Below are 18,520 nucleotides of genomic sequence, written 5' to 3' on the forward strand. Positions count from 1 at the left end.
GAAGCGCCGCGGCCCGCACGGGCCGCGGCGTTTCGTGCGCCGGGCCCTGCCGCCCCGACTGGAATAGGCTTGCCGGATGGATTCCGTGCGCGCCCTGACCGAAGACCGCATCCGCATCGAACTCCGGGCTGCGCGCCGGAGCACGACGCCGGACGCGGACTGGGGGTCCTTCGAGGCACGCTTCGACGCCGAGTTCCCGCGCCTGCAGTCGCTGTTCCACCGGATCTACGGTGCGGCAGCCGACGACGAGCTCCTCCAGGTGGTGCTGGACGCCGCCACCTCGTGGCAGGAGCGGCCCGCGGACCTGAAGGCACTCGATGCCTCCCGGGCGATGGCCCCCGAGTGGTATTCCTCGAACAGGATGCTCGGCGGGGTCTGCTACGTGGACCTGTACGCGGGGAACTTCGCCGGGCTGCGCGAGCGGATCCCGTCCTTCCGGGAACTCGGCCTGACCTACCTGCACCTGATGCCGTTGTTCCTCGCGCCGTCGGAGAACTCCGACGGCGGCTACGCCGTGTCCAGCTACCGCCACGTGGACCCGGCGCTGGGCACCATGGACGAGCTCGCGGACCTCGCCCGTGAGCTGCGCGAGAACGGCATAGCGCTGGTGGTGGACTTCATCTTCAACCACACCTCGAACGAGCACGAATGGGCGCGCAGGGCGATCGCCGGGGACCCCGACTACGAGGGCTTCTACTGGATCTACCCGGATCGGGACATGCCCGACGCCTACGAGCAGACGGTCCGCGAGATCTTCCCCGACGACCACCCGGGCTCCTTCGTGCAGCTCGAGGACGGCCGGTGGATCTGGGCCACGTTCCACTCGTTCCAGTGGGACCTCAACTACCGCAACCCACGGGTGTTCCGGGCCATGGCCGGGGAGATGCTGTACCTCGCGAACCAGGGCGTGGACATCGTCCGCATGGACGCCGTCGCCTTCATCTGGAAGCAGCTCGGCACCACCTGCGAGAGCCTGCCCGAAGCGCACCTGCTGCTGCAGGCCTTCAACGCGGTATGCCGGCTCGCTGCTCCCTCGTTGCTGTTCAAGTCCGAGGCGATCGTGCACCCGGACGAGGTGGTGCAGTACATCGACCGGAACGAATGCCAGCTCAGCTACAACCCCCTGCAGATGGCGCTGATCTGGAACTCGCTGGCCACCCGGGACGCCTCCCTGCTCGCCCAGGCCCTCGAACGCCGGCACGAGATCCCCGAAGGCACCGCGTGGGTCAACTACGTGCGCAGCCACGACGACATCGGCTGGACCTTCTCCGACGAGGACGCCGCCGAGCTCGGCATCGACGGTTCCGACCACCGCAGGTTCCTCAACGCCTTCTTCGTCAACCGCTTCCCCGGAAGCTTCGCCCGCGGCGTCCCCTTCCAGGACAACCCGCGCACCGGGGACTGCCGCATCTCCGGAACCACCGCGTCCCTGGCCGGGCTGGAGGCCGGCGACGGCGCCGCCGTCGCCCGGATCCTCCTCGCCCACTCGATCATCCTCAGCACCGGCGGCATCCCGCTGCTCTACCTGGGCGACGAGGTCGGCCAGCTCAACGACTACTCCTACCTCTCCGACCCGGCCAAGGCCGGCGACAGCCGGTGGGTGGGAAGGCCCGCCTACCCCGCCGACCGGTATGCGGACAGGCGGGATCCAGCGACGGACGCAGGAAAGGTCTTCGCCGGGCTGACCCACCTCATCGACGTGCGGAAACGGACGCCCGAGTTCGCCGGCGGGCGGCTGATCCCCTTCCACACGAACAATCCGCACGTCCTGGGCTACCAGCGCCCCGGCCTGCTCGACGGCGAGGACTCCACCGTCGTCGCCCTTGCCAATGTCGCCGACACCCCGCAGCACGTCAGCGCCGAGACACTGTCCGGCCTGCCGACAACCGCGCTCGAACTCATCGGCGGGCAGCAGACCCTCCTGGCAGCAGGCATCACCCTCGAACCCCACGGCGTGCGCTGGTACCGGCTGTAGGTGCCGGCTGTAGGTGCCGGCAGCTCCCTACGCCTGCAGGCGCGAGAACTCCCCGGCCGCCCGGACCTGCTCCGGCGTCGGCCGCACGCCGGTGTAGAGCACGAACTGCTCCTCGGCCTGCAGCGCGACGACCTCGGCTCCCGTGATCACCGGCTTCCCTGCCGCCCGGGCGGCGAGGATCAGCGGGGTCTCCGACGGTGAGGCGACGACGTCGAACACCACCTGGGCGGCGTCGATCACGGCCTGCGGAAAGGCCAGGGCATCGGCGTCGGGCCCGGCCATGCCGAGGGGCGTCACATTGAAAAGGAGGTCCGCCGTCAGCTCCCCCACGTCCCGCTGCCAGCCGAAGCCGTAGAGCTCCGCGAGCGCGCGGCCCGTGTGCTCGTTGCGCGCCACGACGGTCACCCGCGTGAAACCCGCATCGCGCAGCGCCGCGACCACAGCCTTGGCCATGCCGCCCGAACCCTGCACGAGGACGGAGTGCGTCGTGGGCACGGCGTGCTCCCGGAGGAGCCGCTCCACCGCCAGGTAGTCCGTGTTGTAGGCCGTGAGCACGCCGTCGTCGTTGACGATGGTGTTGACGGAGTCGATTGCCCTCGCCGAGGGATCCAGGGAGTCCACGAGCGCGATCACGTCCTCCTTGAACGGCATCGAGACGGCGCAGCCCCGGATCCCGAGCCCCCGCAGGCCTGCGATGGCCGACGGCAGGTCCGTGGTGGTGAAGGCCTTGTAGATGAAGTTCAGGCCCAACTCCTCGTAGAGGTAGTTGTGGAAGCGCGTCCCGATGTTGCTGGGGCGCGCGGCCAGGGAGATGCAGAGGGTCATGTCTTTGTTAAGGATGGGCACCCGACCATTCTTCCAGCAGCGCGCTCCCCCCGGCCCAGCCGTCACACCCCCCAGTGGCAGGCGAGGCACTAATATTGGGACGAGTCTCTTCCGCGACGGCGCGTTGCCGAGGCACCACCATCCCGCACCGTTCCAGGAGCAAACCCTTGAAGATCGACTTTGCGCAGTCAGCCCAGTCCACGCTCGGCGTCGAGTGGGAGCTCGCCCTCGTGGACCGCTACAACGGGGAACTGGTCCCCGTGGCCAGCGAGGTGCTCCGCGGGGTCAGCAGGAACCACCCCGAACTGCAGGACGACGACGAGCACCCCCACATCAAGCAGGAACTCCTGCTCAACACCGTCGAGCTCGTCACCGGCATCTGCACCACGGTCGAGGAGGCGAAGGAGGACCTGTCCCGCTCGCTCGCCGCGGTCCGCGAGGTCACCGATCCGATGGGCGTGGAGCTCTTCTGTGCCGGGTCGCACCCCTTCAGCGCCCCGCGTGCCCAGCAGGTCACCGACAAGGAGCGCTACGCGAAGCTGATCGACCGCACGCAGTGGTGGGGCCGGCAAATGGTCATCTACGGCGTCCACGTCCACGTGGGCCTCGACTCCCGGGACAAGGCCCTGCCGGTGGTGGACGGCCTGACCAATTACTTCCCGCACTTCCAGGCCCTCTCGGCGTCGTCGCCGTTCTGGGGCGGCGAGGACACCGGATACGCCTCGCAGCGCGCCCTCATGTTCCAGCAGCTACCCACCGCCGGGCTGCCGTTCCACTTCGACGACTGGGCGGCATACGAGTCCTATGTGCAGGACATGTACACCACCGGAGTGATCGACGCCGTCAGCGAGATCCGATGGGACATCCGCCCGGTCGGCAATCTCGGCACCGTGGAGATGCGCGTGTGCGACGGGCTCTCGACCCTGCAGGACGTCGGTGCGGTCGCGGCCCTCACCCAGTGCCTCGTGCACGAGTTCTCCCAGACACTCGATGCCGGCGGGAGCATCCCCACCATGCAGCCCTGGCACATCCAGGAGAACAAGTGGAGGGCCGCCCGCTACGGCCTCGACGCCATCATCATCCTCGATGCGAAGGGCAACGAGCAGCTCGTCACCGAGCACCTCGTCGAAGTCCTCGACCGCCTCGAGCCGATCGCGGCGAAGCTCGGCTGCAGCAGCGAGCTCGCGGACGTGGAGGGCATCCTGCGGCGCGGCGCCGGGTACCAGCGCCAGCGGCGGATCGCGGACGAGAACGACGGCGACCTCCGCGCCGTGGTCCTCGACATGGTGCAGCAGTTGCGCGCATAGCGGGCACCGCATCCCCTTACACTCAAGGAGATTCATCAACGCGCTCTCGAGGAGTTGGACAGTGGCAGACAGCAGCAGACTGGACCCGGAGAAGGATTTCCCGGAGGACCTGACATCCGTGGACAGGGATGACCTGGACATCCTGAACAGCAGGAACCACCGCTCACGGGACCAGCAGTACATCGAGCACCACGAGGTCGATGCCGAGACCGAGGGGCAGCACCACGAGCTCCGGGAGGAGCTGGATCGACGCCAGGCCGTCCGGGACGCGCCGGCCGCTGCCGAGGGACAGCTCGAGGAACGAGCCGGGGAAGCCACAGGACATGCTGCAGAGGAAACGGCCGAGAGGTCGGTCCGCCAGTCCTGACTCGCGGTTGAACCGGCGGTCTGGCCGCAGGCGTCCGGTTCCGGCGACCGGCCGCCGTGCCGCCCGCTCTCCCGCTCCCGGTCCCCGGCTAGCGGGAGCCGCCCGTGAAGCGGTCGTCCGTGGTCGGGTTGTCGGCGGGTGAGTCCTCGAGTCCGAGGTTCCCGGCGAGCGCTTCGACGGAGGGGTCGGCGTCCGGGACGGCCTGGTTGGAGATGAGGTCCACCTCGTCCGCCGCGGTCAGCGGTCCGTCCTGGATCTGACCGACGTCCGTCGGGTCGATCCCCTCGGTGCTGCCCAGGTCCTTCAGGTGATGTTCTTCGGTCGGCTGGTCCATGCATCCGAGCGTAAGCCGCCGGCCGCTCCCCCCGCAGTCCCCGGATGCGCCGCCCACCCGCTCTTGCACGTGCCGCGGGCGCGGTGTACCGGTCGGGCAGCACGTGCCACGGGTGGGATCAGCCCTCGGTCAGCACCAGGGCGTAGGCATAGGGCTCCAGCGTCACGCCGTCCACGGCACCGCCACCGAGCGCATCCTCGCCCTGCACGTCGACGGCCACCGCGTCCTGGCCGTGATTGATGACCGTGAGCAGCCGCCCCCGGCGGATCGCCTCGACCATCGGCGGGAGCCCCGGCAGCACCGGGGCCACGCCCGCCGCCGCGAAGACCTGCGCGAGCACCTGCCGGGCGCCGTCGTCGTCGGGCACGGTGGCGAGGTAGTAGGCCTTCCCCGACCCGTCGACGCGGACCGTCAGCGCGGGCGAGCCGTGCTGACGCCCGCCGTCGAACACCGCCAGCACCTCGGCGTCGACGGCGTGCGCCTCCTCGGCGAGGAGGGAGCCGGCGAAGCCGAACCCGTTCCCGGCCACCCGGGCTTGCTGCTGGCCGGGGCCGGGCGCCCCCGGAGGCACCAGCGCGCCGAAGTCCTCGATGACGACCCCCAGGAGGTCCCGCAGCTGCGTCCCGAAGCCGCCCGGCCGGAAGCGGTCGCTCTCGTCGACCACGTCGCTGAAGGCGGTGACGAGCAGGTGGCCTCCCTGCGCGACGAACCCTGCGAGGTTCGCGGCCGCCTGTTCCGTCAGGAGGTAGAGGTGTGGCGCGATGACGACGTCGTATCGTGCGAGAGCGGCCGTCGGCGGGAGGATGTCGACCTGGGTGTGGAGGCGGTGGGCGGCGTCGTACCAGCCCCGTACCAGGGACAGGTAGTCCAGCGACGTGGGGTGGTCCGGGTTCTCGATCGCCCACCAGTTCTCCCAGTCGAGCAGGATCGCCACCCTGGCGGAGCCGTCGTCGGCCGGCAGGTCCGGGAGCCGTGCCAGCTCGCCGCCGAGCGCCACCACCTCGCGCCAGGTGCGGGTCTGCGTTCCGGCGTGCGGCAGCATCCCCGAGTGGAACTTCTCCGATCCCGCCCGCGACTGCCGCCACTGGAAGAAGAGGATGCCGTCCGCGCCGCGGGCCACGGCCTGCATGCTCTGCGCGGCGAGCTGCCCGGGCGCCTTCGGGGCGTTGGAGGGACGCCAGTTGACCGCACTGGAGGCCTGCTCCATCAGCAGCCACGGCGTCCCGGGCTTGAGCGAGCGCATGAGGTCGCCGTGGAACGCGCCCTCGCGGAAGCCCTCCGGATCATTGGGGTCCGGGTAGAGGTCGTCGCAGATGACGTCGAGCTCCGCTGCCCACTGCGCGTAGTCCGCCGGTTTGAAGGCACCCATGAAGTTCGTGGTGACGGGCTGCGTGGCTCCCGCCGCCCGGATGATGTCCCGCTCCATCCGGTAGCACTCGAGGAGCATGTCGGAGGTGAACCTGCGGTAGTCGAGCAGCTGCCCCGGGTTGTGGCTGTACGGCGCATGGCGTGGCGGGAAGACCTCCGCGAACGTGCCGTAGCGCTGCGACCAGAACATGGTCCCCCACGCCTCGTTCAGCGCATCGACCGTCCCGTAGCGCCGCTCCAGCCAGAGCCGGAAGGCGTCCCGCGCGGCGTCCGAGTAGTCCACGTTCAGGTGGCAGCCGTACTCGTTGTTCACATGCCAGAGGACGACGGCCGGGTGCCGGGCGTAGCGTTCGGCGATCCTCGTGACGAGTTCCGCGGCCAGCCTGCGGTAGGCGGGCGAGGACGGCGCGTAGTGCTGGCGGCTCCCGTGCCAGTAGGCGGAGCCGTGCTCGTCAGCGGCCAGCATCTCCGGGTAGGCGACCGTGGCCCAGGGCGGTGGTGACGCCGTCGCCGTCGCGAGGTCCACCGCGATCCCGCCGCCGTGCAGGAGGCCGATGATCCGGTCCAGCCACTCGAAGTCGAACTCGTGTTCGGAGGGCTGGATGCGTGCCCAGGAGAAGATCCCGAGGCTCACCATCGTGACCCCGGCTTCCCGCATGCGTTCTACGTCCTCCGGCCAGACCTCCTCGGGCCACTGTTCCGGGTTGTAGTCGCCGCCGTAGTGCAAGGGAACTCCAGGGGTAGTCGGGTCGTACAGGTCATGGTGTCAGGAGCGCGGACGGCGCTCGCGGACCGAGGTCGCCAGCGCGGCGAAGACGAGGCATCCGATGCCCGGGATGACGAGCGGCGGCAGTTGCCAGGCGACCATCCCGGTGAGGACGACCGCCGCGACGAGCCACAGCAGGCCGGCCGGATCGTCGCGGACGTCCCGGAGCCACCCGAGCCCGGCGGCACGCCACGAGCCCGCCGGGTGCCAGCGCGCCGTCGTTCCGGCGAGGCCCGCCAGCAGCAGGACCAGCAGGACGACGCCGGCGGCGAGGACAGCCTGCCAGCCGGGCAGGAGCTTGGAACCGGCGACGACGATGTCCAGCAGCAGGAGCCCCGCGGCCACGGCGACGCCCAGTCCCACGAGCCAGCCGGTCCGGAGTGCCGCGGCGAGATCGGCGGCGAACGACCGGAGCGTCGAATCCTCGGCCCGCAGGAAGCGGTGGAGGTGCGCCGACCCCGCGGCGAAGGCGGCGGGAATCGTGATGATCGCGAGGCCCGCGACGCAGCACAGTGCTCCGACCCACAGGACTTCGCCGAACAGCGCGAACTTCGCGGTTGCTCCGGGCCAGCGCAGGCCGCTGCCATCGCGGACGGCGGCATCGCGCCCGCGGACGGCGTCGCGCTGGCGCCGGCTCATCCCTTGAGGCCCTGGGTGGCGACGCCGTCCACCAGGAACCGCTGGAAGATGATGAAGAACAGCATCACCGGCAGCAGGGCGAGGACGGAGATCGCGATCGTTGCGCCGTAGTCGGAGGTGCTCGTCTGGTCGTTGAAGATGCGCAGCGCGAGCGGCAGGGGGTACTTGTCCGGCGAGTTCAGGTACAGGAGCGGGCCGAGGAAGTCGTTCCAGCTCCAGATGAAGGCGAAGATCGAGGACGTGATGATGGCCGGCTTGATGAGCGGCAGGGTGATCGAGAAGAAGATGCGCCCGTGGCCGCAGCCGTCGATCCGGGCCGCCTCGTCGAGTTCCCGCGGGAGGTTGCGGATGAACTGGACCATGAGGAAGACGAAGAACGCCTCGGTGGCCAGGAACTTCCCGGCCAGCAGCGGCCAGAAGGTGTCGATCAGTCCGAGGTTCCGGAAGATGATGTACTGCGGGATGATCAGCACGTGGAACGGCAGGAGCAGCGTTCCGATCATGGCCGCGAAGAGGACCTTGCTGCCGCGGAAGGTGATCCGGGAGAAGGCGTAGGCCGCCATCGAGGACGAGATGACCGTGCCGATCACCGCGCCGATGCCGAGGAGCAGCGAGTTGAGGAAGAACTTCCAGGTGGGGATACCCGCGATGCCCTGCATGACCTTGACGAAGTTGTCGAAGGTCGGGTTCTCGGGCAGGAAGCCCTGGTTGCTGCCGAACTCGGCGTTCGGCTTGAGCGATGCCGAGACCATCCACAGCAGCGGGTACAGCACGATGGCCGTCAGCGCCACGATCCCGATGATCCAGAAGGCGGTCGGGATGTGGCGGCGCATCGGGCGGCGCCGGGGCGCCCGTTGCCCGGGGGCGTCGGGGTTCACCGGGACGGGGACGGCAGGGTTGGATTCGATGGTGGTCACTTGGAGTCTCCTGCGTAGTGGACCCAGCTCTTGGAGGTGCGGAACAGGATGAACGCGAGGACGCCGACGGCGAGCAGCAGCACCCAGGCCATCGCGGAGGCGTAGCCCATCTGGTTGTTCGCGAAGGCCCGCGTGTAGAGGTAGACGGTGTAGAAGTTCGTCGCCCCGCCGGGTCCGCCGGTGCCGGAGCCGATGATGTAGGCCGAGGCGAACACCTGGAAGGCGTTGATCATCTCGAGCAGCAGGTTGAAGAAGATGACCGGCGAGAGCATCGGCACCGTGACGCTGACGAACTTGCGCCAGGGCCGGGCTCCGTCCACCGACGCCGCCTCGTACAGCTCGGCGGGCACCCCCTTGAGCCCGGCCAGGAAGATGACCATGGGGGCGCCGAACTGCCAGATGGCGAGGAGGATCATCATCGGCATGATGAGCGACGGGTTGCCGATCCAGCCTCCGAGGTTGATGCCGAACAGGCTGAGCGTGCCGTCGACCGGCCCGTCGGTGGAGAACATGGCCCGCCACACGATCGCGATGCTGACGCTCGCGCCGATGAGGCTGGGCGCGTAGAACGCCGAGCGGAAGAAGCCCGTGCCGCGCGCCTTGTAGTTCAGGAGCATCGCCACGCCGAGGGCGGCAGCGAGCTTGATGGGCGTTCCCACCAGCACGTAGATGAGCGTGATCCGCACCGAGCTCCAGAACTTCTCGTCCCCGGCCATGCGGGTCATGTTCTCGAGGCCGGTCCACTCGGGGGCGGTGAAGAGGTTGTAGTCGGTGAACGCCAGGTAGAGCGACGCCACCATGGGTCCGAGGGTGAGACCGATGAACCCGAGCAGCCACGGCGAGAGGAAGACGTAGCCGGCCAGGGTGTCGCGGCTGCGGCCACGTCGGGGCCGGGGCGTGCCCGTCCGGCGGGCCGCCGGACGGGCACCGGATTCGGCGGTGCGGGCTGTTGAGGGCGCGGGCGCCGAGTCCGTTGTCACGATCTAACTCCTTTGTCTGACTAGCTACCGAGCGTGACGGAGGCTTCGTCGAAGAACTGCTTTGCAGCGTCCTCAGGCGTCACGGAGCCCAGGCCGATCGACTTGCCGAGGTCCCAGAACGTCTGCTCGATGGCGCCGAAGCCAGCCACGGGCGCTGCGGGGGCGTCGCCAAGGCGTTCCTCGATGGAGTCGAGGTAGTCCTTGACGGCCTTGTCCGGTCCCTCGAGGTTCGCACCTTCGAGCTGCGTCTCGGATGCGGGGATACCGAGCGTGGCTCCGAAGATTTCGCCGACCTCGGGGCTGTTGATCAGGAAGTCGACGAATGCCGCCGCTGCCTCGGGGTGCTCGGTGGAGGAGGACGCCGCCTGCATGAGGCCGACCTTCTGGTACAGGTCCTTCTCGTCCGGGCTGTCGGTCGGAGGAGCGACGATGGTGATCTCCTCCGCGCCGGAGTCACCGAGGTAGCCGCCGAGGAAGTTGCTCCAGCTCATCTCGCTGGTGGTCAGGTTGCCGCCGAAGCCGGAGACGGGGTTGATCTCCTCGAGCTTGCTCTGCGGAACCGTGACCTTGTCGCGGTTCGCCTGGCCCTCCTTCCAGTGGTCGGCGAGCTCTTCCTGGGTGAAGTTCAGTTCGCCCTCCTCGGTGAAGAGTTCGCGGCCCTGCTGGCGCAGCTTCAGTTCGAGGTCCTGGATGCGCTGCGTGGTGTCGGTCCCTCCGTACACCGTTCCGCCCGTGGCGTCGGTGACTGAGGCCATGTACGCGTTGTAGTCGTCCCAGCTCGTGCCGCCCTCGTAGGGCTCGACGCCGGCCTGGGCCAGCAGGCCCGTGTTCTGGAACACGGACCAGGCGCTGTAGCCGGTGGGGATGGCGAAGGTGCCGTCGTCGAGCTTGCCGGTGGACAGCAGGCTCTCGTCGATCGCATCGGTAGTGATGGCGTCACCGAAGTAGTCCTCGAGGTTCAGGAGCAGGCCGTTGTCGCCGTACTGGCGGAGGTAGGTGTAGTCGAACTGCATGACGTCCGGCAGCCCGCCACCCGCGGCCTCGGTCTGGCGCTTCTCCCAGTAGGAGGGGTAGTCGGTGAAGGTGTCGTTGATCGTGATGTTCGGGAACTTCTCCTCGAACGCCGTGATGGCCTTGTCGTAGCGGGCGGCACGGTCGTCGTTGCCCCAGAACGTGTAGTTGAGGGTGATCTGCTCCTCGGTGTCGAGGGCTGCGGGTTCACCCCCGCCTCCCCCGCAACCGGTCAGGACCAGCCCGGTGGCGGCGAATGCTGCTACGCCTGCGAGCGTGCGCCGTGAGAGTGTTCGGAACATCTTTGTCCTCCTGGAAAACTTCTTCGTCAGCCATCGTGGGACGCCCTTGGGAAAGCGTTATCCCACAGCGTAGATTGAATCGTATCAATGGTCAACAGCCCGGCTCCACGAGGTTGTCCGCGCTCTATCTTCGCCCATCCGCGCCGTGAAAGGATGCAGCACATGCCCCACTTCGATCTTCCCCTGTCCGAGCTGCGGAACTACCTGCCGGAGCGCGACGAGCCCGCCGACTACGACGCCTTCTGGGACAAGACCCTCGCCGAGCAGCGCGTCCACGCCGCGGCCCCGTCGTTCGAGGAGGTGGACGCGGGCTATACCCAGCTGGTCACGGAGGACGTGACGTTCGCCGGCTACGACGGCCAGCCGGTCAAGGCCTGGCTGCTGAGGCCGCGGCACCTCTCCGGCCCCCTGCCGACGGTCGTCACCTTCATCGGCTACGGAGGCGGGCGCGGACTCCTCGGCGAGTGGACGGGGCTGCCCAGTGCGGGCTTCGCCCACTTCGTCATGGACCTCCGCGGGCAGGGCTCGGGCCACCGGCCCGGCGACACCTCGGACGGAGCCCTGACAGGGCCGCACCTCGGCGGATTTCTGACCCTCGGCGTCGGGGACCCGGAGACCTATTACTACCGGCGGCTCTTCGTCGATGCCGTGCACGCCGTCGAGGCCGCGCAGTCGCATCCCGCCGTCGATCCCGCCCGCGTGGTGATCTCGGGCGGGAGCCAGGGTGGCGGCATCGCCCTCGCCACTGCGGCGCTCACGCAGCGGGTCAACCCGAGCCCGCCCATCGGCGCCATCGTCGACGTCCCCTTCCTCGCCCACATGCGCCACGCCACGGAGATCGTCGGGACCGCCCCGTACTCGGAGATCGTGACGTACCTCGGTACCCGGCGGAAGGACGTCGAGGGCGTCTTCCGGACCCTGAGCTACTTCGACGGCGTCAATTTCGCGACCCGCAGCACCATCCCCGCGATGTTCTCGGTGGGACTGCTCGACGACGTCTGCCCGCCGTCGTGCGTGTTCGCCGCACACAACCACTACGCAGGGCCGAAGCGCATGAAGGTGTACCCGTACAACGGCCATGAGCAGGGCGGCGCCTTCCAGGACGTCGAGCACCTGGCCTTCGTCCGGGAGCTCATCGGCTCCTGAAGCCTCCCTGCAGCCGGGCACGACGGCGGGATCGCACTCTCCCGGCCCGCCCCGCAGCCGGCGCCACGGCGGGATCACGCACTCTCCCGGCCCTCCCGGCAGCCGGGCAGGGCGGCGGGGGCGCGCACTCTCCCGGCCCGCCCCGGAATCGCCGGGCGGGCCTGTCAGGCTCGGCGCAGCTGCACGGCGCGGTCCTGGAACCAGAGGATCAGCTCGCGCAGGGCCGCGACGGACCCCTGCGGATCGTCCTCGCCCCCGATATCCGCGAACGTCGTGCGGAACCCGGGGATGTCCTCCGCGGCCACGTCGGAGGCCGGCTCGTAGGCCATGGTCCAGTCCGGGAACTGCCGTTCGTCGATGGTCTCCCGGAGGAGGACGCGCACGTCCAGGTGGCGGGGATCCGCGGCGATGATGGACATGCGCTCGCGCAGGACGTCCGCGGGCCCCTCGATGACCTGGAGGAATCGTCCGCTGCGGTACAGCAGCATCCCCGTCAGGTGCGCCCGGGCATTGTTCTCCCTGCTCGAGGCCAGCAGTGCGCTGAGCTCCACATCGTCGAACAGCTGGGCGGCGGTGCTCGCGTAGACGATCGACAGCAGGTCATGGGGGTTCCGGCTCACACGGGACAATCTACCCAACGTCTGCGACCGCGGGCATGCCGAGCTCCGGCAGGACCGCGTGCCCGTCCGCACCCGGTCCTGCCGGAAGTTCCGGCCCGCGCCGCTACTGCAGCGTCGAGAGGATCTCCGATGCGGCGTAGCCGAGCCGGGCCCGCGCGTCGTCGGACACCGTGCCGGGTTGCGCCTGCTCCAGCCGGTCGAGGAACTTCTTCAGTGCCCTGGCCGCATTGCCGGCCTGGTCCCGCTCCACAGCGCGCTGGGCCTGGTCCAGGGAGGCCCGCAACTGCTGCGCGGCCGGTCCGGAGACGCCACCGGCGGTGACGGCCTGCTCCAGCTGCCGCTGCAGGGCGGGAAGCGCCCCCGGCACGAAGGCGTCAGGCACGGGGACGCTCGTGAAGTCCGTGTCGGAGGCCAGGTAGAAGCTGGTGTACGCGGGCTGGTTGTAGGCCGTGTTCTGGCGGGCGATCTCCGCACGGTACTGCGGATCGTGCATGAGCGTGTACAGCTTGCGGTCGGTGACCTCGGTGCTCGTGAAGATCCGGATGGCCGAACTGTCCGCCGTCCGCACCAACAGTTCCTCGCGCCAGTCGCCGAAGACATCTGCCACGAGCGACGGGTTGCCCTTGGTGCCGTTGTTGGTGCGGGTGTCCGTCGCGGTGAGGAGCCGCCCGCGCCGCGCATCGTCGATGGTGGTGGCCTGGTTGCCGGTGCCGTTGACGAGCTGCGTGGTGCCGTCGGCCGCCCACCGGATGCTCATGTTGGTTCCGTAGCCGTTGCCCGGCAGGAGCCGGCCCGACGCCGAACGGAGCCCCACGGCCCAGTTCTCGATGCCGCGGACGGCCGGGTCGACGTCGCCGATCATCCCGCGCCCGGTGTCCCTGCCCGTGTAGCCGCCGAACAGCACCTCGCCGTTCGAGGCGTCCCGCATGGCCCAGCCGTAGGGAGCCCCCGTCGCACCCTCGTGCACGGAGAAGATCTCCTGGCCGGGACGGTCGGGGTCGATGTCCGTGACGTGGATGGCGTCGCCGTGCCCCAGCTTCGCCTCGGCACCCGGAGCAGCACTTCCCGCGGGGAGCGTGTCGGACGAGCTGTAGAGCAGCGAGCCGTCGTCGTCGATGGTGGCGCTGCCGTACACGATCTCCTGCCGGCCGTCGCCGTCGACGTCCGCTGCGCTCAGTGAGTGGAAGCCCTGGCCGGCCAGCGAGCCGAACTCCTCGCTGCTGCCACGTCCGCCGTGCGGACCGTCGTTGAAGGGGTTGGTCATGGCCACGTGGCCGGAGTCGGCGTGCCACTCCTGCGTCAGCTGCTCGCCGTCCCAGCTGTAGGCGACGACGTTCGCACGCGTGTAGTAGCCGCGGGCGAACACGGCCGACGGGTTCTCGCCGTCGAGGTAGGCGACGCCCGCCAGGAAGCGGTCCACACGGTTGCCCGGCTCGATCCGCGCCATCGCGTAGTCGCCCCACAGCAGGCCGTCGTCACCGCGGCCCGGCTCGTAGGGGACGGTCTCCAGTTCGGTTCCCGTGCCGCCCTCGAACACGCTCAGGTATTCGGGGCCGTCGAGGATGAAGCCCTCGAAGGCGCGCAGGTTGTTCCGAGCACTGCGCGAGGGCGCGTAGACGTCCATGAAGTAGTCCGCCATGGCGCGGGCATCGGCGTCGGACAGCGGGTAGTCGTAGCGCTGCGGGATGCCGAAAGCCTCCTCGAGGGTCGCCGGCCAGGTGCCGGCCGCCACCTCGGGGTGGTCCTGCCAGCTCCTGAACATCCCGACGACGTGCTCGTAGTAGCCGGCTGCGCCCAGCCGGTAGTCGTCCCCGTGGGTGTAGCCGGCCGCGACATCCGCCTCCGGCAGCGTCACGTAGCTCTCGGAGGTGATCCCGCCGTCGGCTCCGTACGTGGTCGTCTTCGTTCCGGGAGCCGTTTTGAGCATCATCTCGGAGCGGCCGTCGCCGTCGAAGTCCGAGACCATGAACTGCGTGTAGTGGGCGCCCGCACGGATGTTGACGCCGAGGTCGATCCGGTTCAGCAGGCGCCCTTCGGCCGTGTAGGTGTCGATGTAGGTGTTGCCGGTGTACCCGACCTGGGAGACGTCCTTCGAGTTCGAGGGGTCCCACTTGACGAAGTATTCGTAGGAGCCGTCGCCGTCGACATCACCGACGCTCATGTCGTTCGCGGAGTAGGTGTACGACTCCCCCGTCGGAGTCACGCCGTCGGCCGGCTTGGTCAGCGGCAGGTCCGTGGACGCCTGCGACCACGGGGCGACGTCGGCGCTCACCTCGACCTCCACACCGTCGACGACGGCCGCGACGCTGTAGCGGGCGCCCGTGGCAGCCGTCCCGGTCACGGTGGTGTCGAGGTAGTTGGTGCTGTCCGTGACGGTGGCGATGGGAGCACCGTCGCGGTAGACCGTGAAGTCCGTGCCCGTGAGCCCTTCCGCCGTCGCACCCGTGACCTCGGTGGCCTTGAGCCGCCAGGAGAGGAACACGCCCTGCGGAGTCGCTGCGCCGACGAGCCCGCGGTCCAGGTGTTCGAGCTGCACTCCCCCGATCGGCGCCGCATTGCCCGTGCCCTGGGCCATCGCCGGGACGGAGAGTCCGCCCAGGGTGAGGACGGCGCCGGTGGCGAGGGCCACGCAGGCCGAGAGTGCTGTTTTCTGGGCGGAACTCATCATTGAATCCTTAGGTTGGAAAACGCTTTCCTTAACACGCTAGGATTCGGGGCTGCTTTCGTCAAGGTCCGGCAACGAAAAAGGGAGCAGCCCGCGGCTGCTCCCTCTTCCTCCTGTCGATCGATCAGTCGTGGTGTCCTGGCGCATGCTGCGCGATCAGGTCCCGTACCGATCCATACAACGGGTGATCCGGCTCGAGGCCCGTGATGGACGTCGTCGCCTCGCCCGGTTCCTGGGTGGCGAGGATCTCGGCGAGCGCCGCGACCTCGGGATCATCCGGAGCCGAGAAGGACAGCGCCGCCTGCATCGCGTCGAGCAGCGCTACCGGCTGGGTGCCGGCCTCCGCCAGCTCCGCGGCCGGGCCGACGAAGCGCTCCCTGCGGCTCAGCTTCCGCAGTGGTGCCCTGCCGACCCGCACCACGGTGTCCGGGAGGTGCTGGTTGGTGAAGCGTCGCAGGATCTTCTGCACATAGGCTTCCTGCTCCTCGGGGTCGAACCCGTGCTTCGAGACGAGCAACTGCTTCGTCTCGTCGAGCACGGCGCGCACCTTGGCGGCGATCGCCTCGTCGGCCATGGCGTCCGCGATCTTCTCGACGCCGGCTGCATAGCCGAAGTAGGCGGCCGACGCGTGACCCGTGTTCACCGTGAAGAGCTTCCGCTCGATGTACGGTTCGAGGTCGTCGACGTAGGTGGCACCGGGGATCTCGGGCGCGCTGCCCTTGAACGGGGTGCGGTCGATGACCCACTCGAAGAAGGTCTCCACGGTGACGTCGAGTCCCTGGCCGGCCGCCTGGTTCGGGACGATCCGGTCCACCGCCGTGTTGGCGAAGACCGCCTTCGACGCGAGGTCCAGTGCGGCGCCGTCGTAGGCCTGCTCGACCTCGCGGCGCAGGATGTCCGTCGCGTTGATGGCGTTCTCGCAGGCCATGACCTGCAGGGGTGCCTGCTCGTCGCCGCGCCGGGCGATCGCGCGGGCGATGACCGGCGCGAGGAACTTCAGGACGTTCGGGCCCACCGCCGTGGTGACGATGTCCGCAGTCGCGATCTCCGCGACGACGTCCTCCTCCTGCGAGCGCGAATTGAGCGCACGGTAGTTGTCCACCGTCTTCACCGCCGGGTCCTCGCCGACCTCGTGGACGTCATAGCTGGGCGTCGAGGCCAGCTGGTCGATCAGGGCGTCCGCGACGTCGGCGAAGACCACCTCGTACCCGGCCTCGTGGAGCAGGAGCCCCACGAAGCCGCGACCGATGTTGCCGGCACCGAAATGTACTGCCTTCACTAGGCATTGACCTTTCCGAAGAGCGCGAGGACCTCGTCCACCGTGGTCGCCTCGTCGAGCCTGGCGACCTGGTCCTTGTCGGAGAACACCCGTGCGATCGCGGACAGGATGGACAGGTGCTCGTTGTTGACGCCTGCGACGCCGACCACGAACTTCACCTGCTTGCCGTTCCAGTCGATGCCTTCGGGGTAGCGGACGATCGACACGGCCGAGCGCCTGATCAGGTCCTTCGCCGCATTGGTGCCGTGCGGGATCGCGAGGAAGTTGCCCATGTAGGTGGGGACGGACTTCTCGCGTTCGTGCATCGCTGCCACGTAGGTGGAGTCGACGGCGCCGCGTTCGACCAGCAGGCGGCCGGCCTCGTTGATGGCGTCCTCCTGCGTGGTGGCCCTGCCGTTGAGCACGACGCTCTCCTCGGCGAGGACGTCGTTGGCGCCGGTGGCCGTGCCGTCGTCGTCGGCCTCGGATGCGACGGCGGCCGGCATCGGGTTCTTCGGATCGACTCCGCCTTCGGCTGCAGCGCTGGCGCGCACCAGCTCGACGATCTCGTCATAGCGCGGGCTGTTCATGAAGTTGTCGACGGTGACGTGCGTGGCGCCCTGCGTCAGGGGCTCGGCGCGGGCGGCGAGGTCCTGGTGCGTCACGACGACGTCGTAGTCGTCCTTCAGGTTGGCGATGGCGAGGTTGGTGACCTTGACGTCCGGGAAGCCGGCCGCCTTGATCTTGTTGCGGAGCACCGAGGCGCCCATGGCGGAGGAGCCCATGCCGGCGTCGCAGGCGAACACGATGTTGCGGATGGGACCGTCGGTCGCGGACGCGGAGCGGAAGTTGCCGGCGACGGAGCTCTTCTTGCCCTTCAGGCCCTCCATCTTGGAGGCAGCTCCGGCGATGTCGTCGTCCGTCGACTTCGTGGTCTTCAGGATGACCGAGCCGATCAGGAAGGACACCGCAGCGGCCATCAGGACCGACAGGGTGACTCCGACGAAGCTGTCCTGGGCGGTCGCCGCGTAGACGGCGATGATGCTGCCCGGTGCGGCGGGCGAACGGAGGCCGGCACCGGTGAGCACGAGCGTGAAGATGCCGGCCATGCCGCCACCGATGACGGCGAGGACCATGAGGGGCTTCATCAGGACGTAGGGGAAGTAGATCTCGTGGATTCCGCCGAGGAACTGGATGATGATGGCGCCGGGAGCCGAGGACTTGGCCATGCCGCGGCCGAAGACCGCGTAGGCGAGCAGGAGGCCGAGCCCGGGGCCGGGGTTCGCCTCGAGCAAGAACAGGAGCGACTTGCCCGTCTCGGTCGCCTGCTCCGTGGCGAGCGGGGTGAGGACGCCGTAGTTGATGGCGTTGTTCAGGAACAGGATCTTCGCGGGCTCGATCAGTATGCTCGTGAAGGGCAGGAGTCCCGAACTGACGAGGAAGTCCACGCCCTTGCCCGCCGCGTCGCTGAAGAGCGTGACCACGGGGCCGACGGCGAGCAGGCCGAAGACCGCCATGAGCGCGGCGAAGATACCGGCGGCGAAGTTGTTCACCAGCATCTCGAACCCGGGGCGGATCTTGCCGTCCCAGATGCTGTCGATCTTCTTCATCAGGTAGGCGGTCAGCGGGCCCATGATCATGGCGCCGATGAACATCGGGATGCTCGTGCCGACGATCACGCCCATGGTCGCGGCCGCGCCGACGACACCACCACGGGTCTCGTAGATCATCTTGCCGCCGGTGTAGCCGATGAGCAGCGGAAGCAGGTAGGTGATCATCGGGCCGACGAGCCCGACGTTCGGATCACCGGCGGCGTTCTCGCCGAAACCGCCGAGCACGCCCACCGGGAAGTAACCGGCCTCGATGAACAGTGCCGTGATGAGGCCCCACGCGATGAACGCCCCGATGTTGGGCATGATCATTCCGGACAGGAACGTCCCGAACCTCTGCACGCGGACCCGGGCACTGGTGCCGGACCTCGCTTCTAGTTGTGTTGCCACATTCATTCCTTACCGTTGTCCCCGCAACTCTGCGGAGAGG

General features: G+C 68.8%; 15 protein-coding genes. 4 read left to right on the plus strand and 11 right to left on the minus strand.

The features are described from left to right. Positions 1–76: 76 nt before the first annotated feature. On the plus strand, positions 77–1,975 hold the full coding sequence (locus ACIQCY_RS04220) for an amylosucrase (protein ID WP_400482641.1): 1,899 nt from the start codon (positions 77–79) through the stop codon (positions 1,973–1,975). Positions 1,976–2,002: 27 nt separating this feature from the next. On the opposite strand, the gene ACIQCY_RS04225 is transcribed toward ACIQCY_RS04220, so the two are convergent. Continuing rightward, positions 2,003–2,821: a shikimate 5-dehydrogenase gene (locus tag ACIQCY_RS04225; RefSeq protein WP_400482642.1), complete on the minus strand. Its 819-nt coding sequence runs from the start codon at positions 2,819–2,821 to the stop codon at positions 2,003–2,005. A 146-nt stretch (positions 2,822–2,967) separates the two neighbouring features. On the opposite strand from ACIQCY_RS04225, the gene ACIQCY_RS04230 reads away from it, so the two are divergent. Beyond that, positions 2,968–4,107 carry a glutamate--cysteine ligase gene (locus ACIQCY_RS04230; RefSeq protein ID WP_400482643.1) on the plus strand — a complete coding sequence of 380 codons (1,140 nt, stop codon included), beginning with the start codon at positions 2,968–2,970 and terminating at the stop codon, positions 4,105–4,107. A 61-nt stretch (positions 4,108–4,168) separates the two neighbouring features. After that, positions 4,169–4,474 (plus strand): hypothetical protein, encoded by a 306-nt coding sequence (locus ACIQCY_RS04235; protein WP_400482644.1) that lies wholly within the window; start codon positions 4,169–4,171, stop codon positions 4,472–4,474. A gap of 88 nt (positions 4,475–4,562) precedes the next feature. Here the strand turns inward: ACIQCY_RS04235 and ACIQCY_RS04240 are convergent, their stop codons facing one another. The 6 genes from ACIQCY_RS04240 to ACIQCY_RS04265 form a co-directional block, all read right to left on the minus strand. Further along, positions 4,563–4,808 carry a hypothetical protein gene (locus ACIQCY_RS04240; RefSeq protein ID WP_400482645.1) on the minus strand — a complete coding sequence of 82 codons (246 nt, stop codon included), beginning with the start codon at positions 4,806–4,808 and terminating at the stop codon, positions 4,563–4,565. 118 nt (positions 4,809–4,926) lie between these two features. Then, positions 4,927–6,903, minus strand: a complete 1,977-nt coding sequence (locus ACIQCY_RS04245; protein ID WP_400482646.1) for a beta-galactosidase — start codon at positions 6,901–6,903, stop codon at positions 4,927–4,929. 39 nt (positions 6,904–6,942) lie between these two features. After that, the gene (locus ACIQCY_RS04250) at positions 6,943–7,581 is read right to left on the minus strand and encodes a hypothetical protein (RefSeq protein ID WP_400482647.1); all 639 of its coding nucleotides are present in this window, start codon (positions 7,579–7,581) and stop codon (positions 6,943–6,945) included. Continuing rightward, positions 7,578–8,498 carry a carbohydrate ABC transporter permease gene (locus tag ACIQCY_RS04255; protein ID WP_400482648.1) on the minus strand — a complete coding sequence of 307 codons (921 nt, stop codon included), beginning with the start codon at positions 8,496–8,498 and terminating at the stop codon, positions 7,578–7,580. The genes ACIQCY_RS04250 and ACIQCY_RS04255 overlap by 4 nt, the downstream gene beginning before the upstream one ends. After that, a complete protein-coding gene (locus ACIQCY_RS04260) occupies positions 8,495–9,478 on the minus strand; it encodes a carbohydrate ABC transporter permease (RefSeq protein ID WP_400482649.1) in 984 nt (327 codons plus the stop codon). Before ACIQCY_RS04260 ends, ACIQCY_RS04255 begins: the two co-directional genes overlap by 4 nt. A 20-nt stretch (positions 9,479–9,498) precedes the next feature. Continuing rightward, the gene (locus ACIQCY_RS04265) at positions 9,499–10,791 is read right to left on the minus strand and encodes an ABC transporter substrate-binding protein (RefSeq protein WP_400482650.1); all 1,293 of its coding nucleotides are present in this window, start codon (positions 10,789–10,791) and stop codon (positions 9,499–9,501) included. Between the two features lie 162 nt (positions 10,792–10,953). Between ACIQCY_RS04265 and ACIQCY_RS04270 the strand changes: the two genes are divergently transcribed. Further along, positions 10,954–11,937 (plus strand): acetylxylan esterase, encoded by a 984-nt coding sequence (locus ACIQCY_RS04270; protein WP_400482651.1) that lies wholly within the window; start codon positions 10,954–10,956, stop codon positions 11,935–11,937. A 164-nt stretch (positions 11,938–12,101) separates the two neighbouring features. On the opposite strand, the gene ACIQCY_RS04275 is transcribed toward ACIQCY_RS04270, so the two are convergent. From ACIQCY_RS04275 to ACIQCY_RS04290, 4 genes are all read right to left on the minus strand, one after another. Next, entirely contained in the window at positions 12,102–12,557 is a 456-nt protein-coding gene (locus tag ACIQCY_RS04275) for a BLUF domain-containing protein (RefSeq protein ID WP_400482652.1), read from the minus strand. Between the two features lie 103 nt (positions 12,558–12,660). Continuing rightward, positions 12,661–15,222: a rhamnogalacturonan lyase gene (locus tag ACIQCY_RS04280; protein WP_400482653.1), complete on the minus strand. Its 2,562-nt coding sequence runs from the start codon at positions 15,220–15,222 to the stop codon at positions 12,661–12,663. Positions 15,223–15,346: 124 nt separating this feature from the next. After that, positions 15,347–16,501: a mannitol-1-phosphate 5-dehydrogenase gene (locus ACIQCY_RS04285; protein WP_400482654.1), complete on the minus strand. Its 1,155-nt coding sequence runs from the start codon at positions 16,499–16,501 to the stop codon at positions 15,347–15,349. Next, a complete protein-coding gene (locus tag ACIQCY_RS04290; protein ID WP_400482655.1) occupies positions 16,501–18,480 on the minus strand; it encodes a PTS mannitol transporter subunit IICBA in 1,980 nt (659 codons plus the stop codon). Before ACIQCY_RS04290 ends, ACIQCY_RS04285 begins: the two co-directional genes overlap by 1 nt. Positions 18,481–18,520 lie beyond the last annotated feature (40 nt).

The sequence above is a fragment of the Arthrobacter sp. NPDC092385 genome (assembly GCF_044755105.1).
GTDB lineage: Bacteria > Actinomycetota > Actinomycetes > Actinomycetales > Micrococcaceae > Arthrobacter_D.

Coding starts and splice junctions, on each gene's coding strand:
- ACIQCY_RS04220 (WP_400482641.1), top strand. CDS start 77: ATGGATTCCGTGCGCGCCCTGACCGAAGACCGCATCCGCATCGAACTC.
- ACIQCY_RS04240 (WP_400482645.1), bottom strand. CDS start 4,808: ATGGACCAGCCGACCGAAGAACATCACCTGAAGGACCTGGGCAGCACC.
- ACIQCY_RS04250 (WP_400482647.1), bottom strand. CDS start 7,581: ATGAGCCGGCGCCAGCGCGACGCCGTCCGCGGGCGCGATGCCGCCGTC.
- ACIQCY_RS04265 (WP_400482650.1), bottom strand. CDS start 10,791: ATGTTCCGAACACTCTCACGGCGCACGCTCGCAGGCGTAGCAGCATTC.
- ACIQCY_RS04270 (WP_400482651.1), top strand. CDS start 10,954: ATGCCCCACTTCGATCTTCCCCTGTCCGAGCTGCGGAACTACCTGCCG.
- ACIQCY_RS04280 (WP_400482653.1), bottom strand. CDS start 15,222: ATGAGTTCCGCCCAGAAAACAGCACTCTCGGCCTGCGTGGCCCTCGCC.